This window comes from Streptomyces sp. JLYT201, assembly GCF_059448825.1.
This window is the reverse complement of sequence record NZ_CM182551.1, coordinates 6,202,203-6,217,641: the sequence shown is the minus strand read 5'-3', so window position 1 is coordinate 6,217,641 and position 15,439 is coordinate 6,202,203. Positions and strand designations below refer to the sequence as shown.

The 15,439-nt window shown below is 73.6% G+C and carries 15 protein-coding genes; 9 read left to right on the top strand and 6 right to left on the bottom strand.

The window, feature by feature from the left end; genetic code table 11:
• Positions 1–36 precede the first annotated feature (36 nt).
• The 6 genes from AC5WAM_RS26115 (at position 37) to AC5WAM_RS26090 (ending at position 6,711) form a co-directional block, all read left to right on the top strand.
• Positions 37–1,104, top strand: a complete 1,068-nt coding sequence (locus AC5WAM_RS26115) for a LacI family DNA-binding transcriptional regulator (protein ID WP_495518977.1) — start codon at positions 37–39, stop codon at positions 1,102–1,104.
• Positions 1,101–2,690, top strand: a complete 1,590-nt coding sequence (locus tag AC5WAM_RS26110; protein WP_495518976.1) for a sugar ABC transporter ATP-binding protein — start codon at positions 1,101–1,103, stop codon at positions 2,688–2,690. The genes AC5WAM_RS26115 and AC5WAM_RS26110 overlap by 4 nt, the downstream gene beginning before the upstream one ends.
• The gene (locus tag AC5WAM_RS26105) at positions 2,677–4,644 is read left to right on the top strand and encodes an ABC transporter permease/substrate-binding protein (RefSeq protein WP_495518975.1); all 1,968 of its coding nucleotides are present in this window, start codon (positions 2,677–2,679) and stop codon (positions 4,642–4,644) included. Before AC5WAM_RS26110 ends, AC5WAM_RS26105 begins: the two co-directional genes overlap by 14 nt.
• Before the next feature lie 60 nt (positions 4,645–4,704).
• Positions 4,705–5,634, top strand: a complete 930-nt coding sequence (locus AC5WAM_RS26100) for a ribokinase (RefSeq protein WP_495518974.1) — start codon at positions 4,705–4,707, stop codon at positions 5,632–5,634.
• Positions 5,631–6,026 carry a D-ribose pyranase gene (rbsD, locus tag AC5WAM_RS26095; protein ID WP_366792676.1) on the top strand — a complete coding sequence of 132 codons (396 nt, stop codon included), beginning with the start codon at positions 5,631–5,633 and terminating at the stop codon, positions 6,024–6,026. The genes AC5WAM_RS26100 and rbsD overlap by 4 nt, the downstream gene beginning before the upstream one ends.
• A 271-nt stretch (positions 6,027–6,297) precedes the next feature.
• Positions 6,298–6,711, top strand: a complete 414-nt coding sequence (locus tag AC5WAM_RS26090) for a DUF937 domain-containing protein (protein WP_366792678.1) — start codon at positions 6,298–6,300, stop codon at positions 6,709–6,711.
• Here the strand turns inward: AC5WAM_RS26090 and AC5WAM_RS26085 are convergent.
• From AC5WAM_RS26085 to AC5WAM_RS26075, 3 genes are read right to left on the bottom strand one after another with little or no spacing between them, the layout of a single operon-like run.
• Entirely contained in the window at positions 6,671–7,525 is an 855-nt protein-coding gene (locus AC5WAM_RS26085; RefSeq protein WP_495518973.1) for a sugar phosphate isomerase/epimerase family protein, read from the bottom strand. The two genes, AC5WAM_RS26090 and AC5WAM_RS26085, sit on opposite strands and share 41 nt — an antisense overlap.
• A complete protein-coding gene (locus tag AC5WAM_RS26080; RefSeq protein WP_495518972.1) occupies positions 7,522–8,751 on the bottom strand; it encodes a dihydrodipicolinate synthase family protein in 1,230 nt (409 codons plus the stop codon). The genes AC5WAM_RS26085 and AC5WAM_RS26080 overlap by 4 nt, the downstream gene beginning before the upstream one ends.
• Positions 8,748–9,899 (bottom strand): Gfo/Idh/MocA family protein, encoded by a 1,152-nt coding sequence (locus AC5WAM_RS26075; RefSeq protein WP_495518971.1) that lies wholly within the window; start codon positions 9,897–9,899, stop codon positions 8,748–8,750. The genes AC5WAM_RS26080 and AC5WAM_RS26075 overlap by 4 nt, the downstream gene beginning before the upstream one ends.
• Before the next feature lie 149 nt (positions 9,900–10,048).
• Here AC5WAM_RS26075 and AC5WAM_RS26070 point away from each other — a divergent pair, with 149 nt between their 5' ends.
• Entirely contained in the window at positions 10,049–11,104 is a 1,056-nt protein-coding gene (locus AC5WAM_RS26070; protein ID WP_495518970.1) for a LacI family DNA-binding transcriptional regulator, read from the top strand.
• A 387-nt stretch (positions 11,105–11,491) separates the two neighbouring features.
• Here AC5WAM_RS26070 and AC5WAM_RS26065 read toward each other — a convergent pair whose 3' ends face one another.
• Positions 11,492–11,686 (bottom strand): hypothetical protein, encoded by a 195-nt coding sequence (locus tag AC5WAM_RS26065; protein ID WP_495518969.1) that lies wholly within the window; start codon positions 11,684–11,686, stop codon positions 11,492–11,494.
• Between the two features lie 137 nt (positions 11,687–11,823).
• Between AC5WAM_RS26065 and AC5WAM_RS26060 the strand changes: the two genes are divergently transcribed.
• Together AC5WAM_RS26060 and AC5WAM_RS26055 are read left to right on the top strand one after the other, a co-directional pair.
• Complete coding sequence (locus AC5WAM_RS26060) at positions 11,824–12,750, top strand: bifunctional helix-turn-helix transcriptional regulator/GNAT family N-acetyltransferase (RefSeq protein WP_366792684.1); 927 nt, start codon at positions 11,824–11,826, stop codon at positions 12,748–12,750.
• A 29-nt stretch (positions 12,751–12,779) separates the two neighbouring features.
• Positions 12,780–13,571 (top strand): sugar phosphate isomerase/epimerase family protein, encoded by a 792-nt coding sequence (locus tag AC5WAM_RS26055; protein WP_495518968.1) that lies wholly within the window; start codon positions 12,780–12,782, stop codon positions 13,569–13,571.
• A gap of 151 nt (positions 13,572–13,722) precedes the next feature.
• Here the strand turns inward: AC5WAM_RS26055 and AC5WAM_RS26050 are convergent, their stop codons facing one another.
• Together AC5WAM_RS26050 and AC5WAM_RS26045 are read right to left on the bottom strand one after the other, a co-directional pair.
• Positions 13,723–14,445, bottom strand: coding sequence for a MerR family transcriptional regulator (locus AC5WAM_RS26050; RefSeq protein ID WP_495518967.1), 723 nt, complete (start codon positions 14,443–14,445; stop codon positions 13,723–13,725).
• A complete protein-coding gene (locus AC5WAM_RS26045; protein WP_366792687.1) occupies positions 14,442–15,362 on the bottom strand; it encodes an EamA family transporter in 921 nt (306 codons plus the stop codon). Before AC5WAM_RS26045 ends, AC5WAM_RS26050 begins: the two co-directional genes overlap by 4 nt.
• Between the last annotated feature and the right edge of the window lie 77 nt (positions 15,363–15,439).

The following is a 15,439-nucleotide window of genomic DNA, read 5'->3' as shown; positions in this document are numbered from 1 at the left end:
TCGTGTAATCGATTCTACGAGGAGGTGGCATCGGCAGTGGCAAGCGTCGGCATCAAAGACGTCGCGGCCCGGGCGGGAGTCTCCGTGGCAACGGTGTCCCGGGTCCTGAACGGGCACGCGTCCGTCAGCCCGGCCGCCCGCGCCCGCGTGCTCGACGCCGTGGCGGCACTCGGCTACCGGCCCAACACCCTGGCCCGGTCGCTTCGCACCGACCAGACGCGCACGCTCGGGCTCGTCATCAGCGACGTCCTGAACCCGTACTTCACCGAGCTGGCCCGCTCCGTCGAGGAGGAGGCCCGCGCGCTCGGCTACAGCATCATCTTCGGCAACGCCGACGAGCGGCCCGAGGTCCAGGACCACCACATCCGCACCCTCCTGGACCGCCGCATCGACGGCCTCCTCGTCTCCCCCGCCGACGGCGGCTCCCCGCTGGTCCTGGACGCCGCGCGCGCGGGCACCCCGATGGTGTTCGTGGACCGGTGGATCGCGGGCGCGGACGTGCCCGTCGTCCGCTCCGACGGGCGCGCCGCGGTGCGCGACCTGGTGGCCCATCTGTACGCGCTCGGCCACCGCAGGCTCGCCATCATCGCGGGCCCCGCCGCCACGACCACCGGCAGCGAGCGCGTCGAGGCCTTCCGCGAGGCGCTCGCGGAGTACGGCCTCGACCTGCCCGCCGCGTACGTCGGCCAGGGCGACTTCCAGGCGGCGAGCGGGCGCCGCGCCACCGAGCGGTTCCTGGACCTGCCGACACCGCCCGACGTGGTCTTCGCCGCGGACAACCTGATGGCGCTCGGCGCGCTCGACGCCATCCGCGCCCGGGGCCTGCGCGTGCCGCACGACATCGCGCTCGCCGCGTTCGACGACATCCCGTGGTTCGTGCACACCGACCCGCCGATCACGGCGATCGCGCAGCCGACGGGCGAGCTCGGCCGGGCCGCCGTACGGGCGCTCGCCGATCGCATCGAGGGGCGCGTGCCGCGGTCCGTGACGCTGCCCGCGCGCCTGGTCGTCCGGCGCTCGTGCGGCGAGCCCGCCGCGCCCGAAGCCCCCGGAGCCCCCGGAGCCCCCACTGAGGAATCCCCTGCTGGAAGGAGCACCCCGTGAGCCACGACGGTGAGCTGCTGCGCGTCGAGGGCATCCGCAAGGCCTTCCCCGGCGTCGTGGCGCTCGACGGCGTCGACTTCGACCTGCGCGCGGGCGAGGTGCACGTGCTGCTCGGCGAGAACGGCGCGGGCAAGAGCACGCTGATCAAGATGCTGTCGGGCGCCCACCAGCCCGATGCCGGGCGCATCCTGGTGGGCGGCGATGAGGTCCGCGTGCACGGCGCGCAGGACGCCGAGCGGCTCGGGATCGCCACCATCTACCAGGAGTTCAACCTCGTCCCCGATCTGACGGTCGCCGAGAACATCTTCCTGGGCCGCCAGCCGCGCCGCTTCGGCCTGATCGACCGCAAGAGGATGGAGGCCGACGCGGCCGGGCTCCTCGCGCGCGTGGGCGTCGACGTGTCCCCGCGCGCCCGCTGCCGCGAACTGGGCATCGCCCGGCTGCAGATGGTGGAGATCGCCAAGGCGCTCAGCCTGAACGCGCGCGTGCTCATCATGGACGAGCCGACCGCCGTGCTCACCTCCGGGGAGGTCGAGACGCTCTTCTCCCTCGTACGGGCGCTGCGCGCGGACGGCGTCGGCGTCGTCTTCATCACGCACCACCTGGAGGAGATCGCCGCGCTCGGGGACCGCGTGAGCGTCATCCGCGACGGCCGCAGCGTCGGCCAGGTGCCCGCGAGCACCCCCGAGGACGAGCTGGTGCGCCTGATGGTGGGCCGCTCCATCGAGCAGCAGTACCCCAGGGAGCGCCCCGACGTCGCCGAGGAGGACGCGCCGTTGCTGCGGGTGCGCGGTCTGACCCGCGGCGGCGTCTTCCACGGCGTGGACTTCGAGGTGCGCGCGGGCGAGGTCGTGGGCGTCGCGGGCCTGGTCGGCGCGGGCCGCACGGAGGTCGCGCGGGCCGTCTTCGGCGCCGATCCGTACGACGCGGGCTCGGTGGAGGTCGCGGGCCGCCCGGTCCCCCGGCACGACGTGTACGCGGCGATGACCGCGGGCATCGGCCTCGTGCCCGAGGACCGCAAGGGCCAGGGCCTGGTCCTCGACGCCTCCGTGGCGGACAACCTCGGCCTGGTGACGCTGCGTTCGGCGACCAGGGCCGGGCTCGTGGACCGCGCCGGGCAGCGCGCGGCGGCCGAGCGGATCGCCGGGCAGCTCGGCGTGCGCATGGCGGGCCTGCACCAGCACGTGCGCACCCTGTCCGGCGGCAACCAGCAGAAGGTCGTCATCGGCAAGTGGCTGCTCGCGAAGGCGCGGGTGCTGATCCTCGACGAGCCGACGCGCGGCATCGACGTCGGCGCGAAGGTCGAGATCTACCAGCTGATCAACGAGCTCACGGCGGCCGGGCACGCCGTCCTGATGATCTCCAGCGACCTGCCCGAGGTGCTCGGCATGAGCGACCGGGTCCTGGTGATGGCCCAGGGCCGCCTGGCGGGCGAACTCGCCGCCGGGGAAGCCACGCAGGACGCCGTGATGGCCCTGGCCGTCAGCACCGCCACCGCCCTTGACCGGGCCGCCGCCGAGCGGCACGACAGCGCCCCCGCGGGGGACGACAACGACGAGAAGGGAGCCTCCCGTGGCGACCACTGACCTGCGTCCGGACAAGCCCGGCGCGACCGGCGCGGGCGGCGGCCTCGACCTGCGCCGCGTGCTGCTCGACAACGGCGCGCTGAGCGCCCTGGTGGTCCTGGTGGTGGCGATGTCGCTGCTCTCCGGCGACTTCCTCACCACGCAGAACCTGCTCAACGTCGGCGTGCAGGCGGCCGTGACGGCGATCCTCGCGTTCGGCGTCACGTTCGTCATCGTCGCGGCGGGCATCGACCTGTCGGTCGGCTCGGTGGCGGCGCTCTCGGCGACCGTCCTCGCCTGGGCGGCGACGAAGGAGGGCGTGCCCGTCTGGATCGCCCTGGTCCTGGCGGTCGCCACGGGCCTGGCCTGCGGTGTCGTCAACGGCCTGCTCGTCTCGTACGGGAAGCTGCCGCCGTTCATCGCGACGCTCGCGATGCTGTCGATCGGCCGCGGCCTGTCCCTGGTGATCTCGCAGGGCAGCCCGATCGCGTTCCCGGAGTCCGTGTCCAAGGTCGGTGACACGCTCGGCGGCTGGCTGCCGGTGCCGGTGCTCGTGATGGTCGCGATGGGCCTGGTCACCGCGCTGATCCTGGCGCGTACGTATCTGGGCCGCTCCATGTACGCGATCGGCGGCAACGAGGAGGCGGCGCGCCTGTCGGGCCTGCGGGTCAAGCGGCAGAAGATCGCGATCTACGCGCTGTCCGGTCTGTTCGCGGCGGTCGCGGGCATCGTGCTCGCCTCCCGGCTGGTGTCCGCGCAGCCGCAGGCCGCGCAGGGCTACGAGCTGGACGCGATCGCCGCGGTCGTCATCGGCGGGGCGAGCCTCGCGGGCGGCGTCGGCAAGGCCTCGGGCACGCTGATCGGCGCCCTGATCCTGGCGGTGCTCCGCAACGGCCTCAACCTCCTTTCGGTGTCGGCGTTCTGGCAGCAGGTCGTCATCGGCGTGGTGATCGCGCTCGCCGTGCTCCTGGACTCGCTGCGCAGGCGTACGTCGACGGCGGCGGGCACGCCTGCGGGCAGTACGTCCTCGGGGGCCGGGCGCAAGGGTCCGCAGGCGGTGAAGTACACGCTGGCGGCGGTGGTCGCGGCGGCCGTCATCGCGGCGGTGTCCCTGTGGAACCACGGCTCTTCGGGTACGTCCACGAAGGTCGGCCTGTCCCTGTCGACCCTGAACAACCCCTTCTTCGTCCAGATGAAGGAGGGCGCGCAGGCCGAGGCGGCGAAGGCGGGTGTGGACCTGACGGTCACGGACGCGCAGAACGACGCCTCCCAGCAGGCCAACCAGCTGCAGAACTTCACCAGCGGCAGCATGAAGGCCGTCATCGTGAACCCGGTCGACTCCGACGCGGTGGGCCCGGCGGCGCGCGCCGCGAACAAGGCCGGGATCCCGGTGGTGGCCGCGGACCGGGGCGTGAACAAGGCGGACGTCGCCACGCTCGTCGCCTCCGACAACGTGGCGGGCGGCAGGCAGGCCGCGAAGGCCCTCGCCGACAAGCTGGGCGGCAAGGGCGAGGTGGTGGTCCTCCAGGGCACGGCGGGCACGTCCGCGAGCCGTGAGCGGGGCCAGGGCTTCGCCGAGGGCATCAAGGCCTTCCCCGGCATCAAGGTGGTGGCGAAGCAGCCCGCGGACTTCGACCGCACCAAGGGCCTGGACGTGATGACGAACCTGCTCCAGTCGCACGCGGGCGTCGACGGCGTGTTCGCCGAGAACGACGAGATGGCGCTCGGCGCGGTGAAGGCGCTCGGTGGCAAGGCGGGGAAGTCGGTGTCGGTGGTCGGCTTCGACGGCACGCCGGACGGTCTGACGGCGGTCGCGGACGGCACCCTGTACGCGTCGGTGGCGCAGCAGCCCAAGGAGCTGGGCCGGATCGCGGTGCGCAACGCGGTGGCCGTGGCCGACGACAAGAAGGTGCCGTCCCTGGTGAAGGTGCCGGTGAAGGTCGTCACGGCGAAGAACGTGAAGGCCTTCCAGTGACCGTACGGTGGCAGGGCGGCCACTTCAGGCGGCGTGAACAGCGCGAAAGGCAGTACGGGAATGGATGAGTACGACCTGTTGGTCGTGGGGTCGGCCAACGCCGACCTGGTGACGGCCGTGGCGCGGCGGCCGGGCGCGGGCGAGACGGTCCTCGGCTCCGACCTGGCCGTCCACCCGGGCGGCAAGGGCGCCAACCAGGCGGTGGCGGCGGCCCGGCTCGGGGCGCGCACGGCGCTGCTCGCGCGGGTCGGCGACGACGCGTACGGGCGGCTGCTCCTGGACGCGCAGGAGTCGGCGGGCGTCGAGGTGGCGGGCGTCCTCGTGGGCGGCGCGCCGACCGGGGTCGCGCTGATCACGGTGGACCCGTCGGGCGACAACAGCATCGTGGTGGCGCCGGGCGCGAACGCACGGCTGACGCCCGCCGACGTACGGGCGGCGCGGGGCCTGTTCGCGGCGGCCCGGGTGGTCTCGCTCCAGTTGGAGATCCCGCTGGAGACGGTCGCGGAGGCGGCCGGGGCGCTGGCGCCCGGGGCCCGGCTCGTCCTCAATCCTTCGCCGCCGGCCCCGCTGCCCCCGGAGGTCCTCGGGGCCTGCGATCCGCTGATCGTGAACGAGCACGAGGCGCGGGTGATCCTTGAGGGCGCGGGTGCCGAGGTGCCGGACTCCCCGGAGGAGTGGGCGGGGCGGCTGCTCGCGCTCGGCCCGCGCTCGGTGGTGGTGACGCTGGGCGCCGAGGGCGCGCTCGTGGCCACGGCCGAGGGGTGTGAGCGGGTGCCGTCGGTGAAGGTCGACGCGGTGGACACCACGGGTGCCGGGGACGCGTTCACGGCGGCGCTCGCGTGGCGGCTCGGTGTGGGCGAGGACCTGGTGACGGCGGCGCGGTACGCGGTGCGGGTGGGGGCCCTCGCGGTGACGCGGGCGGGGGCGCAGGCCTCGTACCCGACGGCCGCCGAGGTGGCGGAGCTCGGCGGGGCGGGCGCGGCGCGGTGAAGCGGGCGGGCATACTCAACCGCCATCTCGCGGGCGCGCTCGCGGAGCTCGGCCACGGGGACCGGGTGCTCGTGTGCGACGCGGGCATGCCGATTCCGGTGGGGCCCCGGGTGGTGGACCTGGCGTTCACGGCCGGGGTGCCGTCGTTCGCGCAGGTCCTCGACGGGCTGCTCGCCGAGCTTGTGGTGGAGGGCGCCGTGGCGGCCGCCGAGGTGCGGGCGGCGAATCCGGCGGCGGCCGGGCTCCTGGCGGAGCGCTTTCCGGGGGCCGCGCTGGATCTCGTACCGCACGACGAGGTGAAGGAGCGGTCGGCGGGCGCGCGTCTCGTCGTGCGCACCGGGGAGGCTCGGCCTTATGCGAATGTGCTGCTGACCTGCGGGGTCTTTTTCTGAGGCGGCCCGAGCTCGGCGGCGGCCCGCGCGCCGGGGGCTGTGGGCCCGGCGTTCCGCATCCGGCGTTTTCGAAGGGGCCCGGTCCGTCGACCGGGCCCCTTCGGTTTCCCCTCCCTTGTCAGCGCCCTTCCGGATCCCCCCAGATCCCCCCTCCAGAGCGCATGACACCCACTACGACCCGTGACGCCCGGGAACGGTTGCACCGCTTCGGAAAGTTCCTCCGGAAGATTTCAGGGTGCCGACAAACCCGCCCGGACGTAGCTTTCCGTACATGAGTGACACCTCATTCGAAAACGACGTACTCGACGAGCTCGGTGACGACAAGCTCCAGGAGATCGCCACCCTGCTCGGCACGGACGCGGAGGGGGCGCGCAGTGTGGTGGGCACCACGGCCTCCACCCTGTCCGCGCCCCTTCAGGAGGAGGCGGCCGCGCAGGCCCCCGCCCCCGCGGCCGACCCGCCGCTGCAAGGTGTCGCCACGCTGGGCGGCGGCCTCGGCGGGCTGCTCGGCGGCGGCATGATGGCGGGCGCCCTGGCCAAGGTCGCCAAGCCCGTGGCGACGGCGGTCTCGAAGAAGACGGGCCTGCCCGTGGCCACGGTGACCCGGGTGATCGAACTGCTGATCCCGGTGGTCCTCGCGGTGCTCAGCAAGCGCGCGGGCCGCACACCTCCGCGTACCTCCTGACGGTCTCCGCGAGGACCTCGCGGCCGTCGCGCGCCCACAGCTCCTCGTTGAACAGCTCCACCTCGACCGGCCCCGCGTAGCCCGCCCCGGCCATCAGGCGGCGCCAGTGGCCGAAGTCGACCGCGCCGTCGCCGAGCGGGCCCCGGCCGGTGAGCGCGCCGTGCGGCAGCGGCGTCGTCCAGTCGGCCAGCTGGAACGCGTGCAGACGGCCCGCCGCGCCCGCCCGGACGACGAGGTCGGGCACGGTGTCGTCCCACCAGAGGTGGTACGTGTCCACACACACGCCCACCCGATCGGCCGGGAACGGCTCCGCGAGAGCCAGCGCCTGCGCGAGCGTGGACACGACACTGCGGTCGGCCGCGTACATGGGGTGCAGCGGTTCGACGGCCAGGCGGACCCCGCGGGCGGCCGCGTAGGGGGCGAGTTCCACCAGGGCCGCGGCCACGCGGGCGCGCGCCGCGGGCAGGTCGCGGTCGCCGGGCGGGAGGCCGCCGGGGACCAGGACCAGCGTGTCGGTGCCGAGGGCCGCCGCCTCGTCCACGGCCGCGCGGTTGTCGGCCAGGGCCCGGTCGCGCGCCGCAGGCTCCGCCGCGGTGAGGAAGCCGCCCCGGCACAGCGTGGTGACGGTCAGGCCCGCGTCCCGCACGAGCTTCGCCGCCGCCTCCACCCCGTACGCCCGGACCGGCTCCCGCCACAGGCCGACGCCCCGGATGCCGAAGTCGACGCAGGCCGCGACCAGTTCGGGCAGCAAGAGCTGCTTGACCGTCATCTGGTTGACGCTGAACTCCGCGGGCGCCGCCGCCGTGCCCGTCATCGCCTCACCCCGTGGACCTCTCGGAGCAGGCCCATGCGGTGCTCCGCCAGGCCCGGATCGGGGAACAGGCCCAGCTCCGCGGCCCGTTCGTACGCCGTCACGAAGTGCGGCAGCGAGCGCGCCGACTGGAGCCCGCCGACCATCGTGAAGTGCTCCTGGTGGCCCGCCAGCCAGGCGAGGAACACCACACCCGTCTTGTAGTAGCGCGTGGGCGGCTCGAAGAGGTGGCGGGCGAGCGCCACCGTCGGATCGAGGACCGCGCGGAACGCGGCGGGGCCCTCCGCGTCGAGCGCGCGCGTCGCCTTCGCCACCAGGGGCGCCAGCGGGTCGAAGACCCCGAGGAGCGCGTCGCTGAAGCCGTGCTCGTCGCCCGCGATCAGCTCCGGGTAGTGGAAGTCGTCACCCGTGTAGCAGCGGACGCCGGGCGGCAGGCGGCGGCGCAGCGCCTTCTCCCTGTCCGCGTCCAGGAGCGAGATCTTCACCCCGTCCACCTTCTCCGGGCGGGCGGCGACGACCTGGAGGAACGTCTCCGTGGCCGCGTCCAGGTCGCGCGTCCCCCAGTAGCCCTCCAGGGCCGGGTCGAACATCGGGCCCAGCCAGTGCAGGATCACCGGCTCGGTGACCTGGTCCAGCAGTCCGCCGTACAGGGAGAGGTAGTCGTCGGGGCCCCTCGCCGTCGCCGCCAGGGCCCTGGACGCCATGAGGATCGCCTGCGCGCCCGCCCCCTCGACCAGGGCCAGCTGCTCCTCGTAGGCGTCGCGCACCTCGGCCGGGGTGGCCGCGCCCCCGGTGAGCTGGTCGGTTCCCGCCCCGCACGCGACGCGGCCGCCCACCGCCTTCGCCTCCGCCGCCGAGCGCCGGATCAGCTCCGCCGCGCCCGGCCAGTCCAGGCCCATGCCGCGCTGCGCGGTGTCCATCGCCTCGGCCACGCCCAGGCCGTGCGCCCACAGGTGGCGGCGGAAGGCCAGGGTGGCGTCCCAGTCGACTGCGGCGGGGCCCTCCGGAGGGACGTCCGCGTGCGGGTCCGCGACGATGTGGGCCGCGGCGAAGACGGTGCGGGGTCCGGCTTGCGCGGGGGCGCTTCGTTCTTGCTCGGGCTGCGGTGTTCTGGTGGCTGCCGGCGCTTTGTGGGGTGCCGTTCGGTGGGGTGCCGTTCGGTGGGCTGGCGTTTTGTCGGCTGGCGCGTTGTGAGCTGGCGCGTTGTCCGCTGGCGCGTTGTCCCTCACAGTGCGATCTCCGGTACGTCGATCCTTCGGCCCTCCGCCGCCGACCTGAGGCCCAGCTCCGCGAGTTGCACCCCCCGGGCCCCCGCCAGCAGGTCCCAGTGGTACGGCGCGTCCGCGTACACGTGCCTGAGGAACAGCTCCCACTGCGCCTTGAAGCCGTTGTCGAACTCCCCGTTGTCCGGCACCTCCTGCCACTGCTCGCGGAACGCGTGCGGCGACGGCAGGTCCGGGTTCCACACCGGCTTCGGCGTCGCCGCGCGGTGCTGCACGCGGCAGCCGCGCAGGCCCGCCACCGCCGAGCCCTCGGTGCCGTCGACCTGGAACTCGACCAGCTCGTCCCGGTGCACCCGCACCGCCCAGGACGAGTTGATCTGCGCGATCACTCCGCCCTCCAGCTCGAAGATCCCGTACGCCGCGTCGTCCGCCGTCGCGTCGTACGGCTTCCCCCGCTCGTCCCAGCGCTGCGGCACGTGCGTCGCCGTCAGCGCCTGGACGGACCGGACCCGGCCGAACAGCTCGTGCAGCACGTACTCCCAGTGCGGGAACATGTCCACGACGATGCCCCCGCCGTCCTCCGCCCGGTAGTTCCACGACGGGCGCTGCGCGGGCTGCCAGTCCCCCTCGAACACCCAGTAGCCGAACTCCCCCCGCACGGACAGGACCCGGCCGAAGAACCCGCCGTCCAGCAGGCGCTTGAGCTTCCGCAGGCCCGGCAGGAACAGCTTGTCCTGGACAACCCCGTGCTTGACCCCCGCCGCGTGCGCCCGCCGGGCCAGGTCCAGGGCCCCCTCCAGGGTGGTCGCCGTCGGCTTCTCCGTGTAGACGTGCTTGCCCGCCGCGATCGCCTGCCGCAGCGCCGCCTCCCGCGCCGCCGTCACCTGCGCGTCGAAGTAGACCTCCACGGCCGGGTCCGCCAGGACCTCCGCCAGGTCCGTCGACCAGTGCGTCAGGCCGTAGCGCTCCGCGAGCTCGCGCAGCGCGCCCTCCCTGCGGCCCACCAGGACCGGCTCCGGCCACAGCCGCGTGCCGTCGCCCAGGTCGAGGCCGCCCTCCTCGCGCAGCGCGAGCAAGGAGCGGACCAGGTGCTGGTGGTGACCCATCCGTCCGCTCACGCCGTTCATGGCGATACGGACCGTCCTGCTTGTCACGTGAGTTCCTCCCTGGGGCCCGGAATGGCTCTAGGGGCAGGTTCGCGTCGATCCACCTGCCCTTCGAGGCGTAGCAAGCGCTTTCTACGGGGGAGAAGCTAGCCTGCGGACAACGTTCGTACAAGACCGGAGGACCGGAGGACCACTAGATGACCGTGACCCTGGCGGACGTGGCGGCCCGCGCCCAGGTGTCCCCCGCCACCGTCTCCCGCGTACTGAACGGCAACTACCCCGTCGCCGCCGCCACCCGCGAGCGCGTGCTGCGCGCCGTGGACGAACTCGACTACGTCCTCAACGGGCCCGCCAGTTCGCTCGCCGCCGCGACGTCCGACCTCGTCGGCATCCTCGTCAACGACATAGCCGACCCCTTCTTCGGCATCATCGCGAGCGCCGTGCAGTCCGAGATCGGCGGGCCCGGCGGGCGCGCCGGGGGTGAGCGCATGGCCGTCGTCTGCAACACCGGCGGCTCCCCCGAGCGCGAGCTGACCTATCTGACGCTGCTCCAGCGGCAGCGCGCCGCCGCCGTCGTGCTCACCGGGGGCACCAGCGAGGACCCCGAGCACGCGGCCGCCATCGGGGCGAAGCTGCGGCGGCTCGGGGACGCGGGGTCGCGGGTGGTGCTGTGCGGGCGGCCTCCGGCCGAGGGCGCGCCGGACTCCGTCGCCCTCACCTTCGACAACCGTGGTGGCGGGCGACGGCTCACCGAGCACGTGCTGGGGCTCGGGCACCGGCTCGTGGGGTACGTCGCGGGGCCGGTGGAGCGGACCACCACGCGCCACCGGCTCGAAGGGCACCAGGAAGCCCTCGCGGCGGCCGGGCTTCCCGACGATCCCCGGCTGACGCTGCACGGGCCCTACGACCGGCGCTCCGGGTACGACGCCACCGTCGAACTCCTGCGGCGCGAGCCCCGGTTGACCGCCGTCGTCGCCGCGAACGACACCGTGGCCCTGGGGGCGTGCGCCGCCCTGCGGGACCGGGGGCTCTCCATTCCCGGGGACGTGTCCGTGGCCGGGTTCGACGACCTGCCGTTCAGCGTGGACGCGGTGCCCGCGCTCACCACCGTGCGGTTGCCGCTGTACGAGGCCGGGGCGCGGGCCGGGCGGATCGCGATGGGGCGGGAGGAGGAGCCGCCCGGGGGGATCGCCACGGTGCACGGGGAGTTGATGGTGCGGGGGTCCACGGGGGTCCCCGGCGGGGCCGGGTAGCGCTGGGCGCCGCTTCGTCGTGGTGCCGGTTCGCTGTGGTGCCGCTTCGCCGTGGCGCCGCTTCGCCGTGGCGCCGCTTCGCCGTGGCGCCGCTTCGCCGTGGCGCCGCTTCGCCGTGGCGCCGCTTCGCCGTGGCGCCGCTTCGCCGTGGCGCCGCTTCGCCGTGGCGCCGCTTCGCCGTGGCGCCGCTTCGCCGTGGCGCCGGTTCGTCTTCCTCTTTCCCGCCGCTTTTTGCGCCTGCCGTCCAGGAGGGGCGGGGCCCCGGCGGTATGTCCGTCCTCGCCGTCTTGTGCGCGGGGTGGATTCCCGCGCGGGGCAGTGCCGTTGCTGTGCTCCGGGCGGACATACCGCCGCGTCCCCTTCTGTTTCGTCGGCGACTGACCGCGCTCAGTGGCCGATCGTCCAGCTGCCCACTTCGTTGTACTCGGAGTCGTAGATCTTCTGTGTCGTGCCGGGGGTCAGTTCGCAGTGGCGGAGGCCGCCCGCCCAGTAGCGCAGGATCCGGGACAGTTCGTGGTGCGTCGCCTCGGGTGCCGCCGTCTCGTCCCATTCGACTTCCAGGTGGAATCTCATGGCTTCCATCGTTTCATTGAAGTTGCACTGGGGACTTCTGCGGCTTGGGAGCTGGAGTCGCTGGTGAAAGCCTCAAGTCGGGTGGGCCTGGGGGTGGTGCGGGCGTACGCTCTTATCTCTGACTGAGTCAACTGTCTGGGGTGCTCATGAGCGTTCAGGAGATCCGTTCGTTCAACCGCTTCTATACGAACCTCATCGGCGCCCTGGACTGCAGCCGCCACCTGTACGCCCCGTACACGTTGACCGAATCGCGCGTTCTGTACGAGCTCGCGCATTCGGCGCGGACCGACGCGGTGGACCTGCGGACCGAACTCTCCTTGGACGCGGGGTACTTGAGTCGCATCCTGGCTCGGTTCGAGGAGGACGGGCTCGTGGAGCGGGCGCCGTCGGAACGGGATCCCCGACGGCGGCGGGTTTCGTTGACGGCTCGGGGGCGGCAGGCGGCCGATCTGCTGGACGAGCGGTCGCGGGCGGCCGTGGAGGCGTTGCTGGGGGGTGTCAGCGCCGGTGAGCGGAAGCGGCTCGTGGCTGCCATGGGAGTGGTGCGGGAGGTTCTGGGAAAGCGGCGCACCCCCGAGGGCGCGGACGTGCTGCTGCGGGAGCCGGGCGCCGGGGATCTCGGATGGATCGTGCAGCGCAACGGGGCCGTCTACGCCTCGGAGTTCGGGTGGAACGCGGACTATGAAGGCCTCGTAGCGCGGATCGTCGCCGACTTCGCCCAGGACCACGATCCGCACGTGGAGCGGGTGTGGATCGCCGAGCTCGACGGGCGACCCGTGGGGTGCGTGATGTGCGTACGCGACGAGGTGCCGGGCGTCGCGCGGCTGCGGCTCCTGCTCGTGGAGCCCGACGCGCGCGGGCTGGGCGTCGGGGACCGTCTCGTACGGGCCGTCATCGCGTTCGCGCGCGGCGTGGGCTACCGGGAAGTCGTCCTGTGGACCAACGACGTCCTCGCCTCCGCTCGGGGCATCTACGAACGGCACGGGTTCGTCCTGGTCGCGGAGAAGGCCCACCGGTCCTTCGGCGTCGACCTCGTCGGGCAGGACTGGCGGCTTCCGCTCGGGGACGAATGACGCGGGGCGTTCTGGATAGATTCCCGGCCATGAAACTCGCCTTCTCCACGCTCGGCGTGCCCGGCCTGCCCGTCGCCGACGTGCTCCGCCTCGCCACCACGCACGGCTACCACGGCGTCGAGCTGCGCGCCCACCCCGAAGAGCCCGTCCACCCGGGGCTCGGTGCCGCCGCACGGGCCGATGTGGCCGCCGCCTTCAAGGACGCCGGGGTTTCCGTGCTGGGGGTCGCCGGGTATGCGCGGCTCGCCTCGGACGAACCCGACGAGGCCGTCCTCGACGAGGTGCGGGAGCTGGTCGGGCTCGCCCGGGACCTGGGGGCTCCGTTCGTCCGTGTCTTCCCCGGGGGCGGGGACAGCGCCGACGCCGACGCCGTCGCCGCCCGGCGGCTCGGGGTCGCCGCCGAGTTCGCCGCCGACGCCGGGGTGCGCGTGCTGATGGAGACCCACGACTCCCATCGCACCGGAGCCGACGCCGCCCGCGTCCTCGGCGCCGTCGGACATCTGCACGCCGGTGCCCTGTGGGACCTCATGCACACCTGGCTGGGCGGGGAGGACGTCACCGAGACCTTCGCCGCGCTCGGGCCCTATCTCGGGTACGTACAGGTCAAGGACATCGCCGGCGCCGATGACACCACCCCCGTCGCCCTGGGCGCCGGAGTGCTCCCGGTGGCCGAGTGCGTACAGCTCCTCGGCCGGCGGGGCTGGGACGGCTGGCTGTGCTGGGAGTACGAGAAGCGGTGGCATGAGGATGCCGCTCCCCTTGCCGAATTGCTCGGCGGCGGGCGGGAGTTGCTCGCCCGGCTGGTGAGCGACAGCGCCTAGGAGCTCGCCGCCCGTTCTGCGTTCTCCGGTCTCCACTCCAGCCTGTCCGCCGGTGCCCGCTTCTTGTCGCCTGTCCGCCGGTGACCGTCTCTTGTCGGCCGTCCGCCGGTGGCCCTCTCTTGTCGGCCGTCCGCCGACCCCGCGTTCCTTCCTACGTCTCGGCGTCCGTCACGTACGCGTGCAGGCGGCTCGTTCCCTCCAGGGCCGCCCTGGAGGTTTGGGTGAGGTCCCGCTTCCTGCGGTCCAGGGCCGTGCGCAGGGCCTCGCTGCCGCCCGTCCCGCGCAGGTCCTCCAGGACCGGGCGGATCTGGGCCAGGGGGTAGCCCGCCTGGCGCAGCAGGCTGATCATGCGGGCGTCGCGGAGGTCCGCCGCGCCGTAGCGGCGGTGGTCGGTGCCGCGCTCCCGGGCGGGTGCGAGCAGGCCCGCAGACTCCCACACGCGCAGCGCCGAGGGGCGTACGCCCACCCGGGCCGCCGCCTCCGAAACGGTGAGCGGGACGCGGGGGCGGAGCCCGGGCTCGTCCGCCGAGGTCTCGCCCGCGACCGCCTGGAGCGCCTCGGCGGTCGCCCGCAACGCCTCGCGCCGGGCGTGCAGTTCCGCGTGCGCGGCGTCCACCAGGGCCAGCGCCCCGGGGACGTCGTCCGCGTGCACCGCGCGCATGATCTCCCTCGCCGTCTCCGGGCCGAAGCCCCTCGCCAGCGCGCGGTACGTCAGGAGCGCCCGGGCGTGCACCGGACGGAAGCGGCGGTAGCCGGACGGGCTGCGCTCGACGGGCGGCAGGACCCCCGCGTCGGCGTAGTCGCGGACCAGTTGGGTGGACACGCCCGCGAGCCGGGCCAGGTCGACGGGGCGCAGGGCTCGCTCGGCGGTCATACCGGTGTCGCGGTTTCCTTCGGGGCTGCGGGGGACATGGGCGCAGCGTACGCCGGAGGCTTCGGCGTACGGGCGAAGGAGGTCAGCGCCACCCCGCCGACCAGGAGGGCCGCCGCGCACCACTGGAGGCCGCTCACCGACTCGTCGAGGAACAGCGCCGACGACGACATGCCGAACACCGGGACCAGGAGCGTGAAGGGCGCCACCGACGACGCGGGGTGGCGGCGCAGCAGCCACCCCCAGGCCCCGAAGCCGAAGACCGTCGCGACCCAGGCCACCCAGACGACGACACCCGCTCCCTGCCAGTCGAGCGAGCGCAGCGCGTCCAGGTCGCGCGACGGGCCCTCGAACAGCAGCGAGAGCGCGAGCAGGGGCAGGATCGGGACCGTGCTCACCCACACCATGAAGTTCAGGGCGTCGGGAGGTGCCGCCTTGCGGGTGAGGACGTTGGACACGCCCCAGCAGGCGGCGGCCGCGATCGTCAGGCCGAAGGCGGTCAGCGGCCCTGACGCGCCCTCGTCGACCGCCGCCACGCCGATGCCCGCGAGCGCCACGGCCATGCCCGCCACGCGCAGGCGCGTGGGCACCTCGCCGAGGACCGCGAAGGCGATGAGCGCCGTGAACACCGACTGGACCTGGAGGACCAGGGAGGACAGGCCCGCGGGCATGCCCGCGTCCATGCCGATGAACAGCAGGCCGAACTTCGCCACGCCCAGGGCCAGGCCCACGCCGATCAGCCACTTCCACGCGACCTTGGGGCGGCCGACGAGGAACACGGCGGGCAGCGCCGCGACGAGGAAGCGCAGGGCCGAGAAGAGCAGCGGCGGGAAGTGGTCGAGGCCGATCTCGATCACGACGAAGTTGACGCCCCAGATGGCGGTGACGAGCACGGCCAGGGCGATGTGGGAGGGACGCATGCGTCGAGGATCACTCGCCGGGAGTGTGTAGCACCAGCACGGATTTCTTCATGATTGGATTTAGCTGCGCTTAGCTA

Excerpts from the sequence above, each read along its gene's own strand:
- AC5WAM_RS26045 (WP_366792687.1), bottom strand. The coding sequence starts at position 15,362 with ATGCGTCCCTCCCACATCGCCCTGGCCGTGCTCGTCACCGCCATCTGG.
- AC5WAM_RS26050 (WP_495518967.1), bottom strand. The coding sequence starts at position 14,445 with ATGACCGCCGAGCGAGCCCTGCGCCCCGTCGACCTGGCCCGGCTCGCG.
- AC5WAM_RS26060 (WP_366792684.1), top strand. The coding sequence starts at position 11,824 with ATGAGCGTTCAGGAGATCCGTTCGTTCAACCGCTTCTATACGAACCTC.
- AC5WAM_RS26065 (WP_495518969.1), bottom strand. The coding sequence starts at position 11,686 with ATGGAAGCCATGAGATTCCACCTGGAAGTCGAATGGGACGAGACGGCG.
- AC5WAM_RS26090 (WP_366792678.1), top strand. The coding sequence starts at position 6,298 with ATGAGTGACACCTCATTCGAAAACGACGTACTCGACGAGCTCGGTGAC.
- AC5WAM_RS26055 (WP_495518968.1), top strand. The coding sequence starts at position 12,780 with ATGAAACTCGCCTTCTCCACGCTCGGCGTGCCCGGCCTGCCCGTCGCC.
- AC5WAM_RS26100 (WP_495518974.1), top strand. The coding sequence starts at position 4,705 with ATGGATGAGTACGACCTGTTGGTCGTGGGGTCGGCCAACGCCGACCTG.
- AC5WAM_RS26070 (WP_495518970.1), top strand. The coding sequence starts at position 10,049 with ATGACCGTGACCCTGGCGGACGTGGCGGCCCGCGCCCAGGTGTCCCCC.
- AC5WAM_RS26085 (WP_495518973.1), bottom strand. The coding sequence starts at position 7,525 with ATGACGGGCACGGCGGCGGCGCCCGCGGAGTTCAGCGTCAACCAGATG.